Source organism: Pauljensenia sp. C0170B4 (genome assembly GCF_056590235.1).
Map to the genome: position 1 here is coordinate 312,283 of NZ_JBWPVS010000001.1, position 16,424 is coordinate 328,706.

The 16,424-nt window shown below is 59.3% G+C and carries 11 protein-coding genes and 4 tRNA genes; 10 read left to right on the top strand and 5 right to left on the bottom strand.

Annotation, left to right across the window (positions count from 1 at the left end; translation table 11 throughout):
• Positions 1–33: 33 nt before the first annotated feature.
• Positions 34–1,002, bottom strand: a complete 969-nt coding sequence (locus tag AC1EJ1_RS01410) for a Sir2 family NAD-dependent protein deacetylase (RefSeq protein WP_285015027.1) — start codon at positions 1,000–1,002, stop codon at positions 34–36.
• Between the two features lie 524 nt (positions 1,003–1,526).
• On the opposite strand from AC1EJ1_RS01410, the gene AC1EJ1_RS01415 reads away from it, so the two are divergent.
• The 3 genes from AC1EJ1_RS01415 (at position 1,527) to AC1EJ1_RS01425 (ending at position 6,284) form a co-directional block, all read left to right on the top strand.
• Positions 1,527–2,831, top strand: coding sequence for a quaternary amine ABC transporter ATP-binding protein (locus AC1EJ1_RS01415; RefSeq protein ID WP_285015026.1), 1,305 nt, complete (start codon positions 1,527–1,529; stop codon positions 2,829–2,831).
• On the top strand, positions 2,831–4,591 hold the full coding sequence (locus AC1EJ1_RS01420) for an ABC transporter permease/substrate binding protein (RefSeq protein WP_480293869.1): 1,761 nt from the start codon (positions 2,831–2,833) through the stop codon (positions 4,589–4,591). The genes AC1EJ1_RS01415 and AC1EJ1_RS01420 overlap by 1 nt, the downstream gene beginning before the upstream one ends.
• 301 nt (positions 4,592–4,892) lie before the next feature.
• Positions 4,893–6,284, top strand: coding sequence for a DUF2254 domain-containing protein (locus tag AC1EJ1_RS01425; RefSeq protein ID WP_285015022.1), 1,392 nt, complete (start codon positions 4,893–4,895; stop codon positions 6,282–6,284).
• 63 nt (positions 6,285–6,347) lie between these two features.
• Here the strand turns inward: AC1EJ1_RS01425 and AC1EJ1_RS01430 are convergent.
• The 3 genes from AC1EJ1_RS01430 to AC1EJ1_RS01440 all read right to left on the bottom strand — a co-directional run bounded on the left by AC1EJ1_RS01430 (position 6,348) and on the right by AC1EJ1_RS01440 (position 6,668).
• Positions 6,348–6,423, bottom strand: a tRNA-Phe gene (locus AC1EJ1_RS01430).
• 25 nt (positions 6,424–6,448) lie between these two features.
• Positions 6,449–6,522: transfer RNA gene (locus tag AC1EJ1_RS01435), tRNA-Asp, on the bottom strand.
• Between the two features lie 73 nt (positions 6,523–6,595).
• Positions 6,596–6,668 (bottom strand) — tRNA-Glu (locus AC1EJ1_RS01440).
• Positions 6,669–6,796: 128 nt separating this feature from the next.
• On the opposite strand from AC1EJ1_RS01440, the gene AC1EJ1_RS01445 reads away from it, so the two are divergent.
• The 4 genes from AC1EJ1_RS01445 (at position 6,797) to AC1EJ1_RS01460 (ending at position 10,841) form a co-directional block, all read left to right on the top strand.
• Complete coding sequence (locus AC1EJ1_RS01445; RefSeq protein WP_285015019.1) at positions 6,797–8,908, top strand: mechanosensitive ion channel family protein; 2,112 nt, start codon at positions 6,797–6,799, stop codon at positions 8,906–8,908.
• A 121-nt stretch (positions 8,909–9,029) separates the two neighbouring features.
• Complete coding sequence (gene msrB / locus AC1EJ1_RS01450; protein WP_285015095.1) at positions 9,030–9,422, top strand: peptide-methionine (R)-S-oxide reductase MsrB; 393 nt, start codon at positions 9,030–9,032, stop codon at positions 9,420–9,422.
• Positions 9,422–10,369, top strand: coding sequence for an EamA family transporter (locus AC1EJ1_RS01455; RefSeq protein WP_285015017.1), 948 nt, complete (start codon positions 9,422–9,424; stop codon positions 10,367–10,369). The genes msrB and AC1EJ1_RS01455 overlap by 1 nt, the downstream gene beginning before the upstream one ends.
• Positions 10,370–10,583: 214 nt before the next feature.
• Positions 10,584–10,841 (top strand): GlsB/YeaQ/YmgE family stress response membrane protein, encoded by a 258-nt coding sequence (locus tag AC1EJ1_RS01460; protein WP_285015015.1) that lies wholly within the window; start codon positions 10,584–10,586, stop codon positions 10,839–10,841.
• A gap of 898 nt (positions 10,842–11,739) precedes the next feature.
• Here AC1EJ1_RS01460 and AC1EJ1_RS01465 read toward each other — a convergent pair.
• Positions 11,740–11,815 (bottom strand) — tRNA-Lys (locus tag AC1EJ1_RS01465).
• 173 nt (positions 11,816–11,988) lie between these two features.
• Here AC1EJ1_RS01465 and AC1EJ1_RS01470 point away from each other — a divergent pair.
• The 3 genes from AC1EJ1_RS01470 to AC1EJ1_RS01480 all read left to right on the top strand — a co-directional run bounded on the left by AC1EJ1_RS01470 (position 11,989) and on the right by AC1EJ1_RS01480 (position 16,273).
• Positions 11,989–12,624 carry a hypothetical protein gene (locus AC1EJ1_RS01470; RefSeq protein WP_480295225.1) on the top strand — a complete coding sequence of 212 codons (636 nt, stop codon included), beginning with the start codon at positions 11,989–11,991 and terminating at the stop codon, positions 12,622–12,624.
• 21 nt (positions 12,625–12,645) lie between these two features.
• Positions 12,646–15,108 (top strand): RNA degradosome polyphosphate kinase, encoded by a 2,463-nt coding sequence (locus tag AC1EJ1_RS01475; protein WP_480295226.1) that lies wholly within the window; start codon positions 12,646–12,648, stop codon positions 15,106–15,108.
• Between the two features lie 121 nt (positions 15,109–15,229).
• Positions 15,230–16,273, top strand: a complete 1,044-nt coding sequence (locus AC1EJ1_RS01480; protein WP_058237334.1) for an NUDIX hydrolase — start codon at positions 15,230–15,232, stop codon at positions 16,271–16,273.
• The last annotated feature ends 151 nt before the right edge of the window (positions 16,274–16,424 follow it).

A 16,424-nucleotide genomic window follows, 5' to 3' on the forward strand; every position in this document is an offset into this window, starting at 1 on the left:
CAAACGCCGCCTGTCTTGTTGGCCGGGGTGCCCTCATCGCGAAAAAACAGGCCGCGCCTGGCGCGGGGCGGCAGAAGCGTGGAGCCGTTCAGCCAGATACGGCAGCGCCGTGGACGTCCCTATGTTGACCCTCACCTGTGCGAAACGATCCCCCCGCGTCGCGCCGCGATTGATAATCGCGATGGGCTTGTCCTCGTGATGAGCCTGGCGCACGAAACGCATCGCTGAGCCTACGGCAAGGGATGAGCCTGCCACCAGCAGCGCATCAGCTTTCTCAACCAGGGTGCGCGCCGCGCGGACAATATGTGGACGGACGGTGCCGCCGAAGAAAACAACGTCAGTTCGCAAAATGCCTCCGCACGCCGGGCAGTTGGCGATGACGAAACCACTTGTGTCGCCCACATCCAGATCGGCATCGGGCGCGACGTCCCCCTCGTCAATGCTGATCTGCCACGTGGGGTTGAGCTCAACGAGGCGCTTGTGCAGGGCCGCCCTCGGAAAAATTCTGTGGCAACTGGTGCACATGACGCGGTCAAAGCGGCCATGCAGGTTGACCAGTGAGTGGGTGCCGGCTCGGGCGTGCAGCATGTCGACGTTTTGCGTAATGACGCCGTCGATGATCCCGTCACGTTCCATCTGCGCCAGGGCGAGGTGGCCGGCGTTGGGTTGTGCGCGCAGAGGCGCGAGCCAGCCGGAATGGTTGCGCGCCCAGTAATGACGGCGGTACGACTCGTCAGACATGAACTGCTGCAGTGTCATGGGGTGTCGGTCAACTGCGCCGGGGGATCGGTAATCCGGCAGGCCGGAGTCCGTGGAAATTCCCGCACCGGTGATCACCGCGATGAGCTTACCGTCGAGCAGTTCGACAACAGGTTCGAGGGCGGCCGGCACATCCGTGGGATCGGGTCGCGCATCTTCAGCCGGAGGCACGGGCGTGTTCTTGATCCGCAGGTTAGGGATGTTGCCGTCGGGGAAGTAATCCTCAATCGAATGGTGAGCCACGCTGTCAGACTATCGTGAGTGAGCAGAAGGCGTGATTTCGAAGTGTTTACGTGGCGTAACAGGATGCGTCAGGAGCCGTTCAACGACTGGTCCTAGCGTGTGAGGCGGTTTGCCCACGAAGGACACGGACCGTGTTTGATCAGCACAATGAGGATAAAGTATATCGTGTCTTTTCGAATCGGAATCTGTTGCATCTGTCACATTTGAGGAGGTGAATATCAGTCACTGAAGCGCCGTGTGGCAGGACTGCGCTCCTAGGAGTTTACCGGCCAGGAGCAGCGAATTTGTTCTCTTTCATGCCGCCTGGATCGTGAGAACCCGTCCGATTCGTCTGCGTATGTGGCGACAGTTTTGCGTTTGAAGCAGGCACATTTCTTTGAAATATTCGAAAGGATCTGTGTACCTGACGAAATGGAAGGTGGTGGTCATTAGCGCCTGGAAACTGAATGCCCATCAGCTGGCTGAAGCCCCGACACGTCTGTGCGAGCAGTATTCGAGCAGCTGGCTCTTACTCGAAGGGAACTATGAGTATCCTCGAATGTGATCATGTTTATAAGATATTCGGACGAGATAAGCAGCAGGTAGTTGACAAACTACGAAATGGTGCAGATCCGTCATCCATCACACATGCAACTGTCGCAGTGAATAATGTGTCCCTGAACATTGAAGAAGGCGAAATCTTCGTCGTCATGGGACTATCCGGTTCTGGAAAATCAACACTGTTAAGAACCCTAAACGGCCTTGGACCCGCCACTGCGGGAAGTGTCAAAGTCAAAGGCACTGACATCACGAAACTGAAACCGGCAGGACTTCGAGATGTGCGCCGCGAATCCATGTCCATGGTCTTCCAGCACTTCGCACTGCTGCCGCACCGCACAGTGCTGGAGAATGCTGCCTACCCGCTTGAAATCGCCGGAGTAGGCAAGCAGGAACGCGAAGAAAAAGCTATGGAAGAGCTGAAGATCGCTGGTCTGGAGGGCCGCGAACACTTCTATCCGTCTGAACTGTCAGGCGGCATGCAGCAGCGAGTGGGCCTGGCTCGCGCGCTGTGCGCTCCCGGCGACATCCTGCTCATGGACGAGGCCTTCTCCGCCCTCGATCCGCTGATTCGCCGTGATATGCAAGAACTTCTTCTTGAAATTCAGGCACGTTCTCAGCGCACCATCGTCTTTATTACTCACGACCTGAACGAAGCCATGCTGCTGGGCAGCCGCATCGCCGTGATGCGTGACGGTGAAATCGTCCAAGTCGGCACAGCTGAAGAGATTCTGACGCAACCAGCCAACGAATACGTGGCGCGCTTCGTGCGCGACGTGGACCGTTCGCGCGTGATCACCGCGTCGGCCATTATGAACAAACCGGTTGCACGCATCTACCTTGACGACGGTCCACGCGTCGTGCTGCACAAGCTCGAAGAAGTGGATCTGCAGGGCGGCTGGGTGATTTCCTCAGGGGACCGCCATCTGCATGGATACGTGGAAGCCGATGAAATTGCAGCGGCCCTCGCCCATGATCCGCAGCTGCGAACTATCAGCGACCTCGTGCACCCCACGCACCCTGGAATCTCGCCGGACACGTCTCTGTCGGACATCATCATGCCGTCCGCCACGCGACCCATACCCGTACCCGTGGTGGCAGATGACGGCCAGCTGCTTGGCGTCATTTCACGTGTCGCGCTGCTGCGCGCACTAGGACAGGGCGCTGGAAAAGAAGACACGAGCGTGCCCATCACCAGTGATGCAAACCGGACGGGACAAGCCACTCAGGCAACTGAAATGGCTGATGCGGCCCATGCTGTACCTGCAAGCGAGCAGGGAGGTAAACACTGATGGTGGAATTTTTCGAATCGATCCGCATCCCGCTTGGACGCTGGGTTGCTGACGCCGTTGATTGGATGATCGCGAACTGGAGTGCATTCTTCAGCGTTGTTTCGTGGATCTTCCAGTCGATTAACGAACTTCTCCAGACGATTCTGCTCACCCCGCCGTTCTGGGTCTGGCTCCTGGTCTTCACGCTGCTCGGATGGTGGGCCAAAGGCTGGAAGCTGGCCCTTGGCACTTTCATTGGCTTCAGCATTGTGTGGGGTATTGATCAATGGACCAATGCCATGCAATCGCTGTCACTGGTGCTGTTGGCATCAGCGATCGCCGTTCTGATCGGCATTCCACTGGGTATTTGGGCGGCTCGATCGAAACGGGCCTCCTATACGCTGCGACCCATCTTGGACTTCCTGCAGACAATGCCTGCGTTCGTGTACCTGATTCCTTTCGTGGTTCTCTTCTCGGTGGGCGTCGTGCCAGCGATCGTGGCGACGATCCTGTTTGCAATCGCGCCGGCAGTCCGCTTCACAGAACTAGGCATCAAACAGGTCGACAAGGAAGTTGTCGAGTCGGCCTACGCCTTTGGCGCGACTCCACGACGTGTGCTGTTCCAGGTACAACTGCCCCTGGCTAAGCAAACGATCATGGGTGGCATCAACCAGGTCATCATGTTGTCACTGTCCATGGTGGTCATCGCCGGCATGGTCGGTGCGGGCGGCCTCGGTGCTGACGTGGTGACCGCGCTGAACCGAGTGAACATGTCTCTCGGCGCTGAAGCAGGCCTGTCGGTCGTCATTCTAGCCATGTTCCTTGACAGGGTCACGGGGTCGCGTAGCGGGCGGCACGCACAGTCAGATGCGGCGCCCAGAAGCCTGACTGATCGTCTGGTGAAGCCGATAGCGCTGATCGCCTCCCTCGTCCTCGCATTCGGGTGGACAATCGTTGGTACCGTTGCCGGTGGCTCATCGGCGACGGCACGTGACACCATCCGCATCGGCGTTCCGTCCGGCTGGGATGAAGGAATCGTCATGTCGAACCTCGCTAAGGTCGCCCTCGAAGAACAGGGCTATAACGTCGAGCTGCAGGACGCGGAAGTCGGCGTCATCTTCACGGGGCTGGCCGAGGGCGATTTCGATCTGCTGATGGATGGCTGGCTGCCAATCACACACGCCGACTATGTCGAAAAGTATGGTGACCGAATTGAAGACCTGGGCGTGTGGTACGACAACGCCAAGCTCACCATCGCGGTCAACTCAGATGCTCCGATCCAGTCACTTGAGGAGCTGGCTGACAATGCTGATGTCTTCAACAATGAGATCATCGGAATTGATGCCGGTGCCGGCCTGACTCAGGTCACTGAGGATGAGGTCATCCCACAGTACGGCCTAGAGGGAATGGACTTCAAGATTTCTTCGACCGCCACCATGCTCGGTGCCCTTAAGGGGGCAATGGATTCCGGAGACGATATTGTCGTCACCTTGTGGTCGCCTCACTGGGCATACGACGCGTTCGACATCCGTGATCTTGAGGACCCGAATGAGGCGCTGGGCGGTGCAGAGGAGGTTCACTCCTTCTCCCGTGACGGATTCTCCGACGAGTTCCCCGAAATCGCGGATATGATCCGTGACCTGACGTTGACGGACGAACAGCTGTACTCGCTGGAAAACTATGTCCTGAACGAGAAAGAAGGCAAGAACCTGGTCGGGGATACTCAGGCGTGGCTTGAGGATAATCCGGACGTGATGGATCTGTTCCGCGTGGAGCAGTAACGATTTGTCCATGAGCAGTCTAGGTCCACTTGGCAGTGGAAGTCTGGCTCACTGAACTGTGGACGTGGGAATTGTTTGCTGCGGCGGTATGGCTCACGGCGTTGTGCCGGGGCTGTGCCGCCGCAGTACTATCTGTGGCAACGTGATCGCCTACGCTGTGTGTTGACGTTGCAGCTGTTACTCGACGTCATCAGGATATCGAGCATGCAGTTATTCGCTCATGTGCCGTCCTCCAGAGTGGTCTGAGCGAAGCTCGGTCAATGTAAGTCGGCGCAATCCGGTCTCTAACTACTATTGCGCTATGACCTTCTTTCGCCGCATCAAGTATCTGGTATCGAATCAGCTGTGGGTGCCACCGCTCGTAGCCGCCCTCCTTGCCACGATAGCGGCGGGAGTCCTGGCACCGATCTCATGGCCCACTCAATGGCTCATTTCTCGAATCTTCTGGCCCGGAGATATCTCGGCAGCATCCTCTCTGTTGGGCTTCATCGCCTCCTCCATGCTGACGGTGCTGACGACCACGGTTTCCATGACACTGATCGTGTTGCAGGTGGCTTCTGGTCAGTTTTCCCACCAGTTGCTGCGCGACTACATCCAGTCCCGGGCTGTGAAAGGAATCTTTGGCGTATTCATCGGCGTATTCGTCTACGTTGTTGTGTTGCAACGCTCGGTATCAGCCGAGTCACGCGAGACCCCTCCGCAGCTCGCTATGGCGATCGCAATGCTGCTGGTATTTCTGGCTATCGCGACTTTCGTCTGGTATGTCAGCGCGGTGGTGCGAATGGTGCGAGTGGACGCAATTATTGAGCAGGTAGCCACGCGTGCAGAACGTCTCCTGGATGCGCACCGAGAGAAATGGGACGTCGCCTGCCAGATCCCCGAGATCCCACCGCACGCGCATGACGTTCGTGGGCACTTCTCGGGATATGTGCGTTCCATTGATGTGGAAGCGGCGGCAAGGTGGGCTCGCAAACACGGACAGCGCGTCGTGTTCACCGTCGCGCCCGGCGATGCAGTAAGTGCCGGACATACCTACGCGTGGGCGTGGGCCGAACGACGTGGGACATCTGCTGCTGACACCTCAGACAGTGAGCTCAGTGGCGACGAGCTTCGCAAACTGGCCGACTCAGCGGTGTCTGTTGAAGCTGAACGCGTGTCCGACCAGGATTTGCGCTTGTCTTTTCACCAGTTGGCAGACATCGTCGTGCGAGCGTTGTCCACTGGAACCAACGACCCGTCAACTGGGCGACACGTGATCACCAGAGCAACACCGGTGCTGCGAGGCCTGGTTGTCTCACCTCCGAATCATGAGGTGATTCTGAACGATAAGGGGCAGCCCGTTGCATCTGTGCCGACCCCGACTGTGCGAGATTTCTTGAAAGATTTTGTCGTTCCCATCCGAAGGTTCTGTTCCCACAGCCCGGATGTCACATTCGAACTGCTGAGACTGCTGATCATCATTGAAGAAGCGCTGGAGAAAGATTCAGGTGTTGATATTGCAGAGGTGCAGGAATTTGTCGAAGATGAACGCCAGCGACTGATCGAAGGGGCGGAGCAGGGATTCGTTCATCAACACGATGTGGAGCTCGCACAGCAACTGACTTCCGTCGAAAGTTTGCGTTCCATGCTCAGAGTTGAGGGACCTCGTGAAGAAATCATTGACGACGAGGAAGCGCAAGACGATGAAGACTAACGCGAAATGGCGCTCGACAATGATTTCGAAAGAAACTCGCGTGAATTTTGCGAGCTGAAGCAGTGGTGGCTCCGACCGGCGTCGATCCGGTGACCTTTCGATTTTCAGTCGAACGCTCTACCAACTGAGCTACAGAGCCAAAACCCCACCAAAAGGTGGGTCAGCGACCCCGACGGGACTTGAACCCGCGACCTCCGCCGTGACAGGGCGGCGCGCTAACCAACTGCGCTACGGGGCCTCGAAAAAGTGAGACCTGAAAAGTCTACCTTATTCACTTGTTGAACCCGTCCCAGCAGGGCTGACACGGATCGTACCCCCAACGGGATTTGAACCCGTGTCGCCGCCGTGAAAGGGCGGTGTCCTAGGCCTCTAGACGATGGGGGCCTTGTCCACGAACTTGTCGTTCGGCGACGAGTAGAATAATAAGCAGGAATGACCTCCGAGTGCAAAACGGATCCATGTGAAGCCTCTCACCGAACGCAAATGAGCCTGGAAGCTTCTAGGCTAGGGGTATGACAGTTTTCGGACCTGATTTCTCTGCCGTTCTCACGGGCTGCCGCGCGCAGTCAAGCCTCGTTTTCGGCACAATTATGCCGATCGGGGACCCCTCTGCACCTGCCGAAGCTGTTGAAACCGCATTCGACGTGGCTAGCGTATTCCTCGGAATCGTGGTAGGCATCCTGGTCGGAATTGTGGTCGCATTCATTCTTGCGCGCGTCAGCCGATTTGCGCTCCGCAAACTTCGATTGCTGAAAGCCTTGCAGCGCCGCATCCACGCGCCTTCGTACTGGGCACTTATGGCGTGGGGTGCGCTTGCCGGATGCGCTGTTGCGCTGGGCAGCACCGATGTCAGCAATCAGCCCACGTGGGTGAAATATCTCGACCACGGGTTGTTGATCCTCGCACTCCTGGCAACGACATGGGTCATCGCCGCCGCCGTGTGGGTGATCGAAGACGCCGCGCACGTGCGCAACCGCTCCGATCACGGACGCTCGCGCAGATTCAAGACTCAGGCTCAGGTTCTGCGCCGCGTCCTGCAGGTCGTGGTCTGGATCCTCGGCTTTGCCGCAGTCCTGTTTACATTCCCCGGGGCTCAGCAGGCGTTGACGACGGTGCTTGCTTCGGCCGGCATCGTCTCCGTGATCGCCGGTCTTGCCGCCCAGTCCACGCTCGGCAACGTGTTCGCCGGCCTGCAGCTGGCTTTCACGGACGCCATCCGTGTTGACGACATTGTTGTCGTCGTGGGGGACAAGGAAACGATGGGAGTGGTCGAGGAGATCACGTTGACGTACGTTGTCCTGCATATCTGGGATGATCGCCGCCTGATCGTGCCGTCCTCGAAGTTCACGTCGTCTGCTTTTGAAAACTGGACCCGCAAGGCCACCAAACTCCTCGGCACCGTGGAGATCTACACCGACTGGGCGGTGCCGGTGGCGGTGGTGCGTCAAAAAGTCGAGCAGCTCCTGAACAGCACGGATCTGTGGGATCGCCGCTCCTGGGCCGTGCAGGTGACTGATTCGACTGATCAGACAGTCACCGTCAGGGTCTCCCTGTCAGCGTCGAATTCGGGTAACTTGTGGGATCTGCGCTGTTTCATGCGCGAGCAGCTCATCGCGTGGATCTCGAAGGAATACCCGTGGGCGCGTCCCGCCCGCATCATTCAGCCGCGCGAGATCAAAGAGGTGACAAAGGATGAGTCCCAGGAACTGATCGCGCGCCTGGCCACTGAACTATCCGGTATTGCAGGTTCAGATACATCCGGTGGGTCCCCCTCGGACAACAAGACTGACGAGGGTGACCACGGCGATGCTGCGACGCATGATGGTGACAAGCGAGACCCGTTCGACCCTGTGCACGCTGCTCGTATGCTGGCGGCGCGCCAACGCGCGAAGAGGGCGCGTCGACGGGCCATGTCGCAGCGCAACCGCGACCGCCTCGAAAGAGCAGAGAACGCCGGATCTGGAGCGGAGGACGGTCCTGCCGCAGCGGCGAAACGGACTGGCCGCGGGGGAGCAGACGCCGCTGGGGATGCTGCTCATGCGAACGGTACGGGCACGACCCATGTGTTCACGCCAGAAGAGGTTGACACGATCATTGCGCAGGCGCAGGGGCATCTGCGTGTCAAGTCCGATGCTGGCAGCGGGGCTCCTGGTCAGGCTAACCAGGCGTCGGAAGCAGCGTCTGCAGGGGGAGCGGCTCAGATAGCTCGTTCTGTGTCAGGCGTAGCGGAAACTGCCGTGATGCCGGCCATTGGAGCAGATGGCAAGCCCAAGAAGCAGGCCGATGACGATGGCGCGGGAGCGGGCAGTAGTGCGCCCACCAGCGGTGCACAGGCTGGCGATGCGAGCTCTGCACGTGCGGACAATACGAGTGTGGATCTGGCCAGTGCGAACCAGGTCGGCAGCGACCCCGACGGTGCAGTGGCAGACGCGACTGGTCGAGCAGACTCGGACGATGAGACAACCACGACGGGGGAGCGGGTCTTTTCCGGCTCGCCCGACGCGGAAGAGCGCAGTGCCGCATTTTCGGGCCCTGACCCGGAAGTACTGGAAGAAAGAAAACGTGAGTCGCAGATCCGCCAGGAAAAGGGCTCAGGACTACTGGGAGGATCGAGCCGTGAGTGAAACGCAGAATGATCAAGGAGCCCGCGACCTGCGGGAGAGCGGTGACAACGACGGCGGGGCGGTTAATGGCAACGCCGACGAAGCGGTTGCTGACAGTAACGGCAAAGCGGTTACCGACACTATCGGCAAGGTAGTGCGCAGCGAGGAAGAATGGCGCCGCATACTCGACCCCATGGAATACCACGTCCTGCGCGAGGGCGGCACTGAGATGGCGCACACCGGTGCACTGCTCCACGAGGATCGCGAGGGTATCTACCGCTGTAAAGCGTGCGGCGCGGAACTGTTCCGCTCAACCACCAAGTTCGATTCTCTGTGCGGCTGGCCGAGCTTCTATCAGCCAGAAGATGCAGCTGTGACCACCAGTGAGGACCGTTCACACGGCATGGTGCGCACGGAGGTGCGGTGCGCTCGCTGCGATTCTCACCTGGGTCATGTCTTTGACGATGCTCCCCGTCAGCCAACAGGGCTGCGTTACTGCATGAATTCTGTCAGCCTCGACTTTGAAGAGCACTGATGCCGGGACCGGAACCGTTATCGGCACACCGACCTGCTTCCGTACACCGACCTGCATCCCGAGGTAAAGGCTCCGCTCTGCGAGCTGCGTCAATCGCGATCCCTGCGCCTTTCTTTCTGGTCGGATCGGGGCTCACGCAGTACCTCGGTGCAGCGCTGGCAGTGACCCTGTTCGCCGTTATGACACCCGCTGAAGTAGCATGGGTCCGCATCGCAACGGGTGCGGTTGTGCTGCTGGCGTGGCGCCGCCCTCGTATATGGCGCTTCAATCCGCGTGACCTGGCTGCGTCGGCCCTGTTCGGCATCGTGCTGGGCGGCATGAATATCTGCTTTTACGAGGCGATCCACATTCTGCCGCTGGGCGTGGCGGTCTCCCTGGAGTTCCTCGGCCCGGTAACGGTTGCGGTGGTGACCTCCGGGGGCTGGTCCGGACGTATCGCAGGAGCGCTGGCTTTTGCCGGAGTGGCCTGCATCGGTGGCCTCGGACTGGATCTGAGCGACACCAGGCAGCTCGTTGGTGCGGCCTGGGTGCTCGGGGCTGCAGCCCTATGGGCGGGGTACATCGTGATGGGGCAGTCGATCGCGTCGCGCCGCTCAGGCATCACGAATCTGGCGCTGGGCTGTGGCACTGCCGCACTTGTGTTCGCCCCGTTCTTTTCGGTCGGAGCGGTTAGCGCGTTGAATTCACCGAAACTGGTCGTCATGGCGGTCGGTGTCGGAGTCTTGTCAACGGTGATCCCGTACTCGTTGGAGGCGCTCGCCATGGGCCGCCTCAGTGCCGCCATGTTTGCCCTGTTCAACTCCCTGTTGCCGGCAACGTCGGCGCTGATCGGTGCGGTGACATTGCGGCAACTGCCCAGTGCCTGGTCTCTGGTGGGTCTTGTGTTGATTTCAGTTGCTGTCGGACTCGCCTCCTACCCGCCTCAGCCGCATCATCGACGAGGGTGACGCTAGCGCCGCTATTACCTGCCTGAGCTGTTCCAGGTCGACTGCCTTGCTGTGACCTTGCAGCGCGAGCAGCTTGCGTCAACGCCGACTTGACGGGGCAGATGCGGGCGAGATGTCCGCTAGACCAGAACTGGCCGTATTTGGTCTCGCATTGACGCAAAACGTATGAGATCATGAAGATGTCTCTGCTGATCAACAGAATGAGAGAACGATCATGTTGGACATCTTGTGGATGATTATTGCCGGCGCCGTTATCGGCGCAATCGCTCGCGTCTTCATGAAGGGCGACGAGGGTATGGGCATCATCTGGACTATTATCCTGGGTGCTGCCGGTTACGGTATCGCGGGATGGATCGCTGGTGCGCTTGGAGTGGGCACAGTGCTTCGCTGGATCATCGGCGCAGTCGTGGCATTCCTGCTTATCGGCGTATTCCTCGGAATTCAGGGTAAGTCGAACTCCCTGACGAAGTAACGTCAGCGGATCCGCAGACTGTGGAAAGGCTCGGTCAGAAATGGCCGGGCCTTTCTGTATGTCTGCTCGCCGCTTGAGGTCGCTTGACGGTTAAGCCTGCTTGCCGTCTGTTCGATGCTTAAGCCCGCGTGGCGTCTGCATGTCGCTTCAGCTCGCCTGACGTTTAAGCTCGTTTGGCGAGCTTCTGTATGAGTGTTTGCACCGCCGTACCTTCCGAAGCTTTGCGCCTGCGTGTGGCCTTGGCGTCTGCGTCCGTGCGGCCGCATCTCGGATTGATGCCTGGCTCTGTCTCGGATTGATTCCGTCTCCGTCTTGGAGCACTGTGCGCAGGTTGTACGCTTTTCTCCGCTTTAAACGGCTCGGTGTACATCCCCTCAAATAGACGCGCATTTGTGCACATCCCCCTAGATCTTAGGCGTGACCGCGCACATTCCCCTAGATCTTCCCTGCTTTGGTGCACATTCCCCTAGCTAAAGTCGGCACCCCAAAAGGACAAAACCTATTTCCGCAGGTCAGCCGTCAGTAGCTTCCGGCGGCCTCGAGCCTCACGCGTTAAATCTAGGGGATTGTGCATTTTTACAAGACTTTTTAGGGGTATGTGCACGCGGAGGGTTTAAATCTACGGGTATGTGCACGAGGCGGGGCTAGAACTAGGGGTATGTGCACGCGGCGGGGTTAGAACTAGGGGTATGTGCACGAGGCGAGGTTAGAACTAGGGGTATATGCACACGGAGGGCTTAAATCTAGGGGATTGTGCGCGTTCTGGTGTGTTGTGGCCGGACAGCAGTCGCATTCCACCGAGTGATCTGCGGTTAGGGCATACGCGGCAAGGTCGGCCATATAGTGAAAGACCGGGATACCGCTAACTGATTGTCAACGATGCCCCGACACATCACAATGGTAGGCCCAGGGGGAATCGAACCCCCAACCCACGGATTAAAAGTCCGTTGCTCTGCCAATTGAGCTATAGGCCCATGAGAGCATGGTAATGCATCAGTCCCACGTTGCACTAATCAACGTGACGTGGGAAAAACCACGATCCTCCTCGGATCAGGATTGACGAGGGTGCCCACTCCGTTCAACTACTTGATCAACGCCGTTCACCTTCAGGCGGTAGGCTCGTCATATCACCGAGAAGGAGTCACAGATGAACAGCCAACAGCGTCGCCCTCGTCGGCCAGCAATGCTGGACCCGGCCGACGCCGAACAAATCGTCGGCGACTCCGACCCTGCGGAAATGTCTGCGATTGCGCACTCGTCAGCATGGGCTTTGATGGGAGTCAGTGACGACGACTTCGGGCCTGACGAAATCGAACGCCTGCGCACCGCCGTGCGCACGGAAGGCGTGGACGTGCTGGCCGACATGTGGTCACGCAGCCCGGAATTCACATTGCCCGGAGCCTTGTGGCGACTCTACCTGTGGTCGCGCTGGTACCACCGCGACACTGCGTTGGTTTGCGACCGTTTTGTGCGCGGAAGCCATGCGGACATCATTCCCGGCCTTGAACATCCCGTTGACATTCCCGATCTGGAGCACGTGGTACACGAGGTTGACCAATTGCTCGAAGGGCGCCGCCACGACGACGACCTGGCTGACATCATTACTGCAACGTCACGGGCGATGCGGATCGTTGCAGCTGGAGACGCCGAGGGTGGCAAATGGATCGTCGACCCGCGGGACCCGTTGGCATACCCCGTCACCACGCGCGCCCGCGCGCTGATTCAGACCGCAGATGAACTTGACCGATCAGCTGAAGAAGCGCACATCGGTGCGCTCAACTAGTCGCCAGTGTGAGGAAGAATGATGACGAACCCGGAACATGCAGGCAATTCGGACCAACCATTCTCGGCGCCAGATGAACACTGGCCAGCAGACGACACCAACGGCGAGGGTGACGCTCACAGCGCTCACGTCACCAGTGGCAGCGCGGTTGAAGCTGCCCTAGCGAGCGAATTGGTGATCCCTGCCGACAATGAACAGCTCGTCGGTGTCGAACACGAAGACTCCGAATACGACGAGGAAGACGAAGCTACCGGCGGCATCCAGGATGGTGAGCACATCACGGTGGGCGCCGACGCGAACTCCTATGAGGAGCGCGCTGAAGATGCCCAGGCCAGCGCCGCACCAGCCTCGACCGTTGAAGATTTCGGCGAGTTGCCGGACAAACGCTTCGCAGACCGTGAACTGTCATGGATGGCGTTCAACGAACGCGTCCTGGAGCAAAGTGAAGATGAGGATTTGCCGCTGCTGGAACGCGGATGGTTCTCCGCGATTTTCTCCTCCAACCTTGATGAGTTTTACATGGTGCGTGTGGCCGGACTGAAGCGCCGCATCAACGCCGGCATCGCCAAACCGTCTGCCGCTGGCCTGTCGCCGCGTCAGGTCCTGGACGGTATCCAGATGCGCACGCGCGAACTCAGCGAGCGTCAGGCACGCGAGTTCCAGAACGACATCCTGCCCAGGCTGGACGAGCAAGGGATTCATCTGCGCGGGTGGGATCAGCTCACAGATGACCAGCGCTCCAGGATGACGACTTACTTCCGCAGGCAGATTTTCCCCGTCATCACGCCACTTGCCGTGGACCCGTCGCACCCCTTCCCATACATTTCGGGGCTGTCACTGAACCTTGCGGTCGTGGTGCGCAACCCGATTACCTCGAAGCTGCACTTCGCGCGCATCAAGGTGCCGCCGTCGATGCCGCGACTGATCAACATCGACTCCGCAATGGGCGAGGGGAACGCGGAAAGTTATGTCGACACTGATGAGGGCGCCACGTTCATCACCCTCGAATCAGTCATTGCCGCGCACCTGGACCACCTGTTCCCAGGTGTTGAGATTGTCGAGGCACACTCGTTCAGGCTGACCCGTAACGAGGACCTCGAAGTAGAAGAGGATGATGCGGAAAACCTGCTGACCGCGATGGAAGAAGAACTGCTGCGCCGAAAGTTTGGGCCGGTGGTTCGCCTCGAAGTTGAGGATACGATCTCACGCTTCGTACTGGACTTTCTGATCAGCAAGCTGGAAATCACGCCCGCTGACGTGATTATGGTGCCGGCACCGCTTGACCTGACGCTGTGCAATGAGCTGCAGGCACTCGATATTCCGCGCCTGAAGTATGAACCGTATGTGCCGGTGACTCCTGCCGGACTGGCAGAGGTTGAATCGGCGCGCCCGACGGATATTTTCGGCGCGATCCGGTCGCACGACGTGCTGCTGCACCACCCGTATGATTCTTTCGCCACCTCCATCCAGAACTTCATCACTCAGGCTGCGCGTGATCCCAATGTGCTGGCCATGAAGCAGACGCTGTACCGCACCTCGGGCGATTCTCCGATTGTGTCTGCGCTGATCGAAGCGGCCGAGAACGGCAAGCAGGTGGTCGCGATCGTGGAGATCAAGGCCCGTTTCGACGAGGAAGCCAACATCGAGTGGGCGCGCAAGCTTGAACGCGCCGGAGTGCACGTCGTCTACGGCATGGTGGGTCTGAAGACGCACTGCAAACTGTCACTGGTGGTGCGCCAGGAGGGCGATCAGCTGCGACGCTATTGCCACGTGGGAACCGGTAACTACCACCCGAAGACGGCGCGCGGCTACGAGGATCTGGGGTTGCTGACCTATAACCGCGATGTGGGTCAGGATCTGACGCGACTGTTCAACCAGCTGTCCGGCTACGCGCCACGCTCCACGTTCCACCGCCTGCTGGTCGCACCGCTGGAAATCCGACCCGGTTTGATCGAGCGGATTTACCAGCAGATTGAGCGCGCGCGGAACGGTCAGCCTGCCTGGATCGGTTTCAAGGTGAATTCGGTTGTTGACGAGGCAGTGATCGATGCTCTGTACCGCGCCAGCCAGGCCGGTGTTCAGGTGGATGTGCTGGTTCGAGGTATCTGCGCAATTCAGGCCGGAGTGCCCGGCTTATCGGAGAATATTCGGGTTCGCTCCATCCTGGGTCGCTTCCTGGAGCATTCGCGTATCTACGCGTTTGGCCCGGAAGGCGAAGAGGAAGTATGGATCGGGTCGGCTGACCTGATGCACCGCAATCTGGATCGCCGCGTGGAGGCTCTGGTGCGTATCGTGGATCCGTCGCAGGTTAGTTATCTTGCTGACCTGGTGCGTCGAGGCGTGGCGCCGACAACCTCTTCATGGCATCTGCAAGATGACGGTACGTGGAAGCGGCACAACCGCGATGACGAGGGCAAACGTCTGGAGGATCTGCAGGAAACACTGATGGCGGAGGCATCTGCCCGCGTCGTCGGCCGCAGCTAAGGGACACGCGGACGGGGTTTGCGCCACAGCTGGAAGCCTCGGCGGCCCGCCCACCGCGTGGAGTCGATCGTATTTTTGCCCATCGTCGGCATCATGGCACTGGGTCAGATACGCTTATGACGTGTCCCGTTCCCATCCGTCACCGATACCGAGCCGGCTAGTCAGAGCCGCCGGTGCATTGGTGTGGAGATTTACGCAGTCTGACCGCGACGCCACCCTCGGTGACGTCATTGATCCCGATGACATAGAGGTCCTGCTGGTCCATCGGCCGCGCTACAACGATTGGTCGTGGCCCAAAGGTAAGACTGAACTCAACGAGCCGCTGCCGGTGGCCGCCGTGCGGGAAGTGGAAGAAGAAACCGGCCTGCCGGTCACGCTGGGAGCGCCACTGACCATTCAGCGCTACCGACTTGGCGCGGGCCACATCAAGGAGGTCCACTACTGGGTCGGACAGGCCTGCCAGCCCGATTCTCCGGCACTGCTCAGCCGCCCGCCTGTCCATCAGGCCTCCCGCCGCGAGATCGACAATACGCGCTGGGTGAGCCCGTCACTTGCACGCCGCACGTTGACCCGCCGAGGCGATCGTCGTCTGCTGGATGAGCTCGTAGCTCTGGCTGAAAGCGGTGGACTTGTCAGCTCCACGCTGGCCATTGTGCGCCACTCAAAGGCCGTGAAGCGCGGGCGTTGGGAAGGGTCGGATGCGGATCGCCCCCTGGCGCGTATCGGCGTTCGCCAGAGCATCGACTTGATCGATCTCATGTCAGCATTTGGCATCACGAAGGTCCTGTCCTCGTCGTGGCGACGCTGTGCGTCCACCGTCGGACCGTACGCGTCACTGACCGGCATCGGCATGGAGCTGTTCGACGAGCTGGATGAAAGCGCGATGACAGACAACCCGGCCGCAGGCTCCGCCCTCGTCAATGAAGCAATTGAAAACCCCGGGTCCGCGCCGACGATTATCTGCGCGCACAGGCCCACGCTGCCTGCCCTGTTTGAGCCGATACGCTCGTACTCGCCCTCATCGTTGCACGCCGCGTTCCCAGCGGAGTCGCCGTGGCTCAAGACTGCTCAGATGCTCCTGGCTCATATCGTCATGCACGAGGGCGGCCCGTGCGTTGTTGCCGTGGAAACGTATCGCCCTCTCACCAAGCTGGCGACGCTCTGATGGGCGCAAATCGCGTCCGGAATTGTCACGTTTGAATGAATTTCAGGCCCTAAAAACCGGGCAAAGGTTACAACTTTATAACTGTGTGGGCACCCTCACGTGCAAGTTCACCATTTGTTCATCTTTAACCGGCTTTGCTGTCACTTCCCCC

Excerpts from the sequence above, each read along its gene's own strand:
- AC1EJ1_RS01415 (WP_285015026.1), top strand. The coding sequence starts at position 1,527 with ATGAGTATCCTCGAATGTGATCATGTTTATAAGATATTCGGACGAGAT.
- AC1EJ1_RS01420 (WP_480293869.1), top strand. The coding sequence starts at position 2,831 with ATGGTGGAATTTTTCGAATCGATCCGCATCCCGCTTGGACGCTGGGTT.
- AC1EJ1_RS01425 (WP_285015022.1), top strand. The coding sequence starts at position 4,893 with ATGACCTTCTTTCGCCGCATCAAGTATCTGGTATCGAATCAGCTGTGG.
- AC1EJ1_RS01445 (WP_285015019.1), top strand. The coding sequence starts at position 6,797 with ATGACAGTTTTCGGACCTGATTTCTCTGCCGTTCTCACGGGCTGCCGC.
- AC1EJ1_RS01455 (WP_285015017.1), top strand. The coding sequence starts at position 9,422 with ATGCCGGGACCGGAACCGTTATCGGCACACCGACCTGCTTCCGTACAC.
- AC1EJ1_RS01460 (WP_285015015.1), top strand. The coding sequence starts at position 10,584 with ATGTTGGACATCTTGTGGATGATTATTGCCGGCGCCGTTATCGGCGCA.
- AC1EJ1_RS01470 (WP_480295225.1), top strand. The coding sequence starts at position 11,989 with ATGAACAGCCAACAGCGTCGCCCTCGTCGGCCAGCAATGCTGGACCCG.
- AC1EJ1_RS01475 (WP_480295226.1), top strand. The coding sequence starts at position 12,646 with ATGACGAACCCGGAACATGCAGGCAATTCGGACCAACCATTCTCGGCG.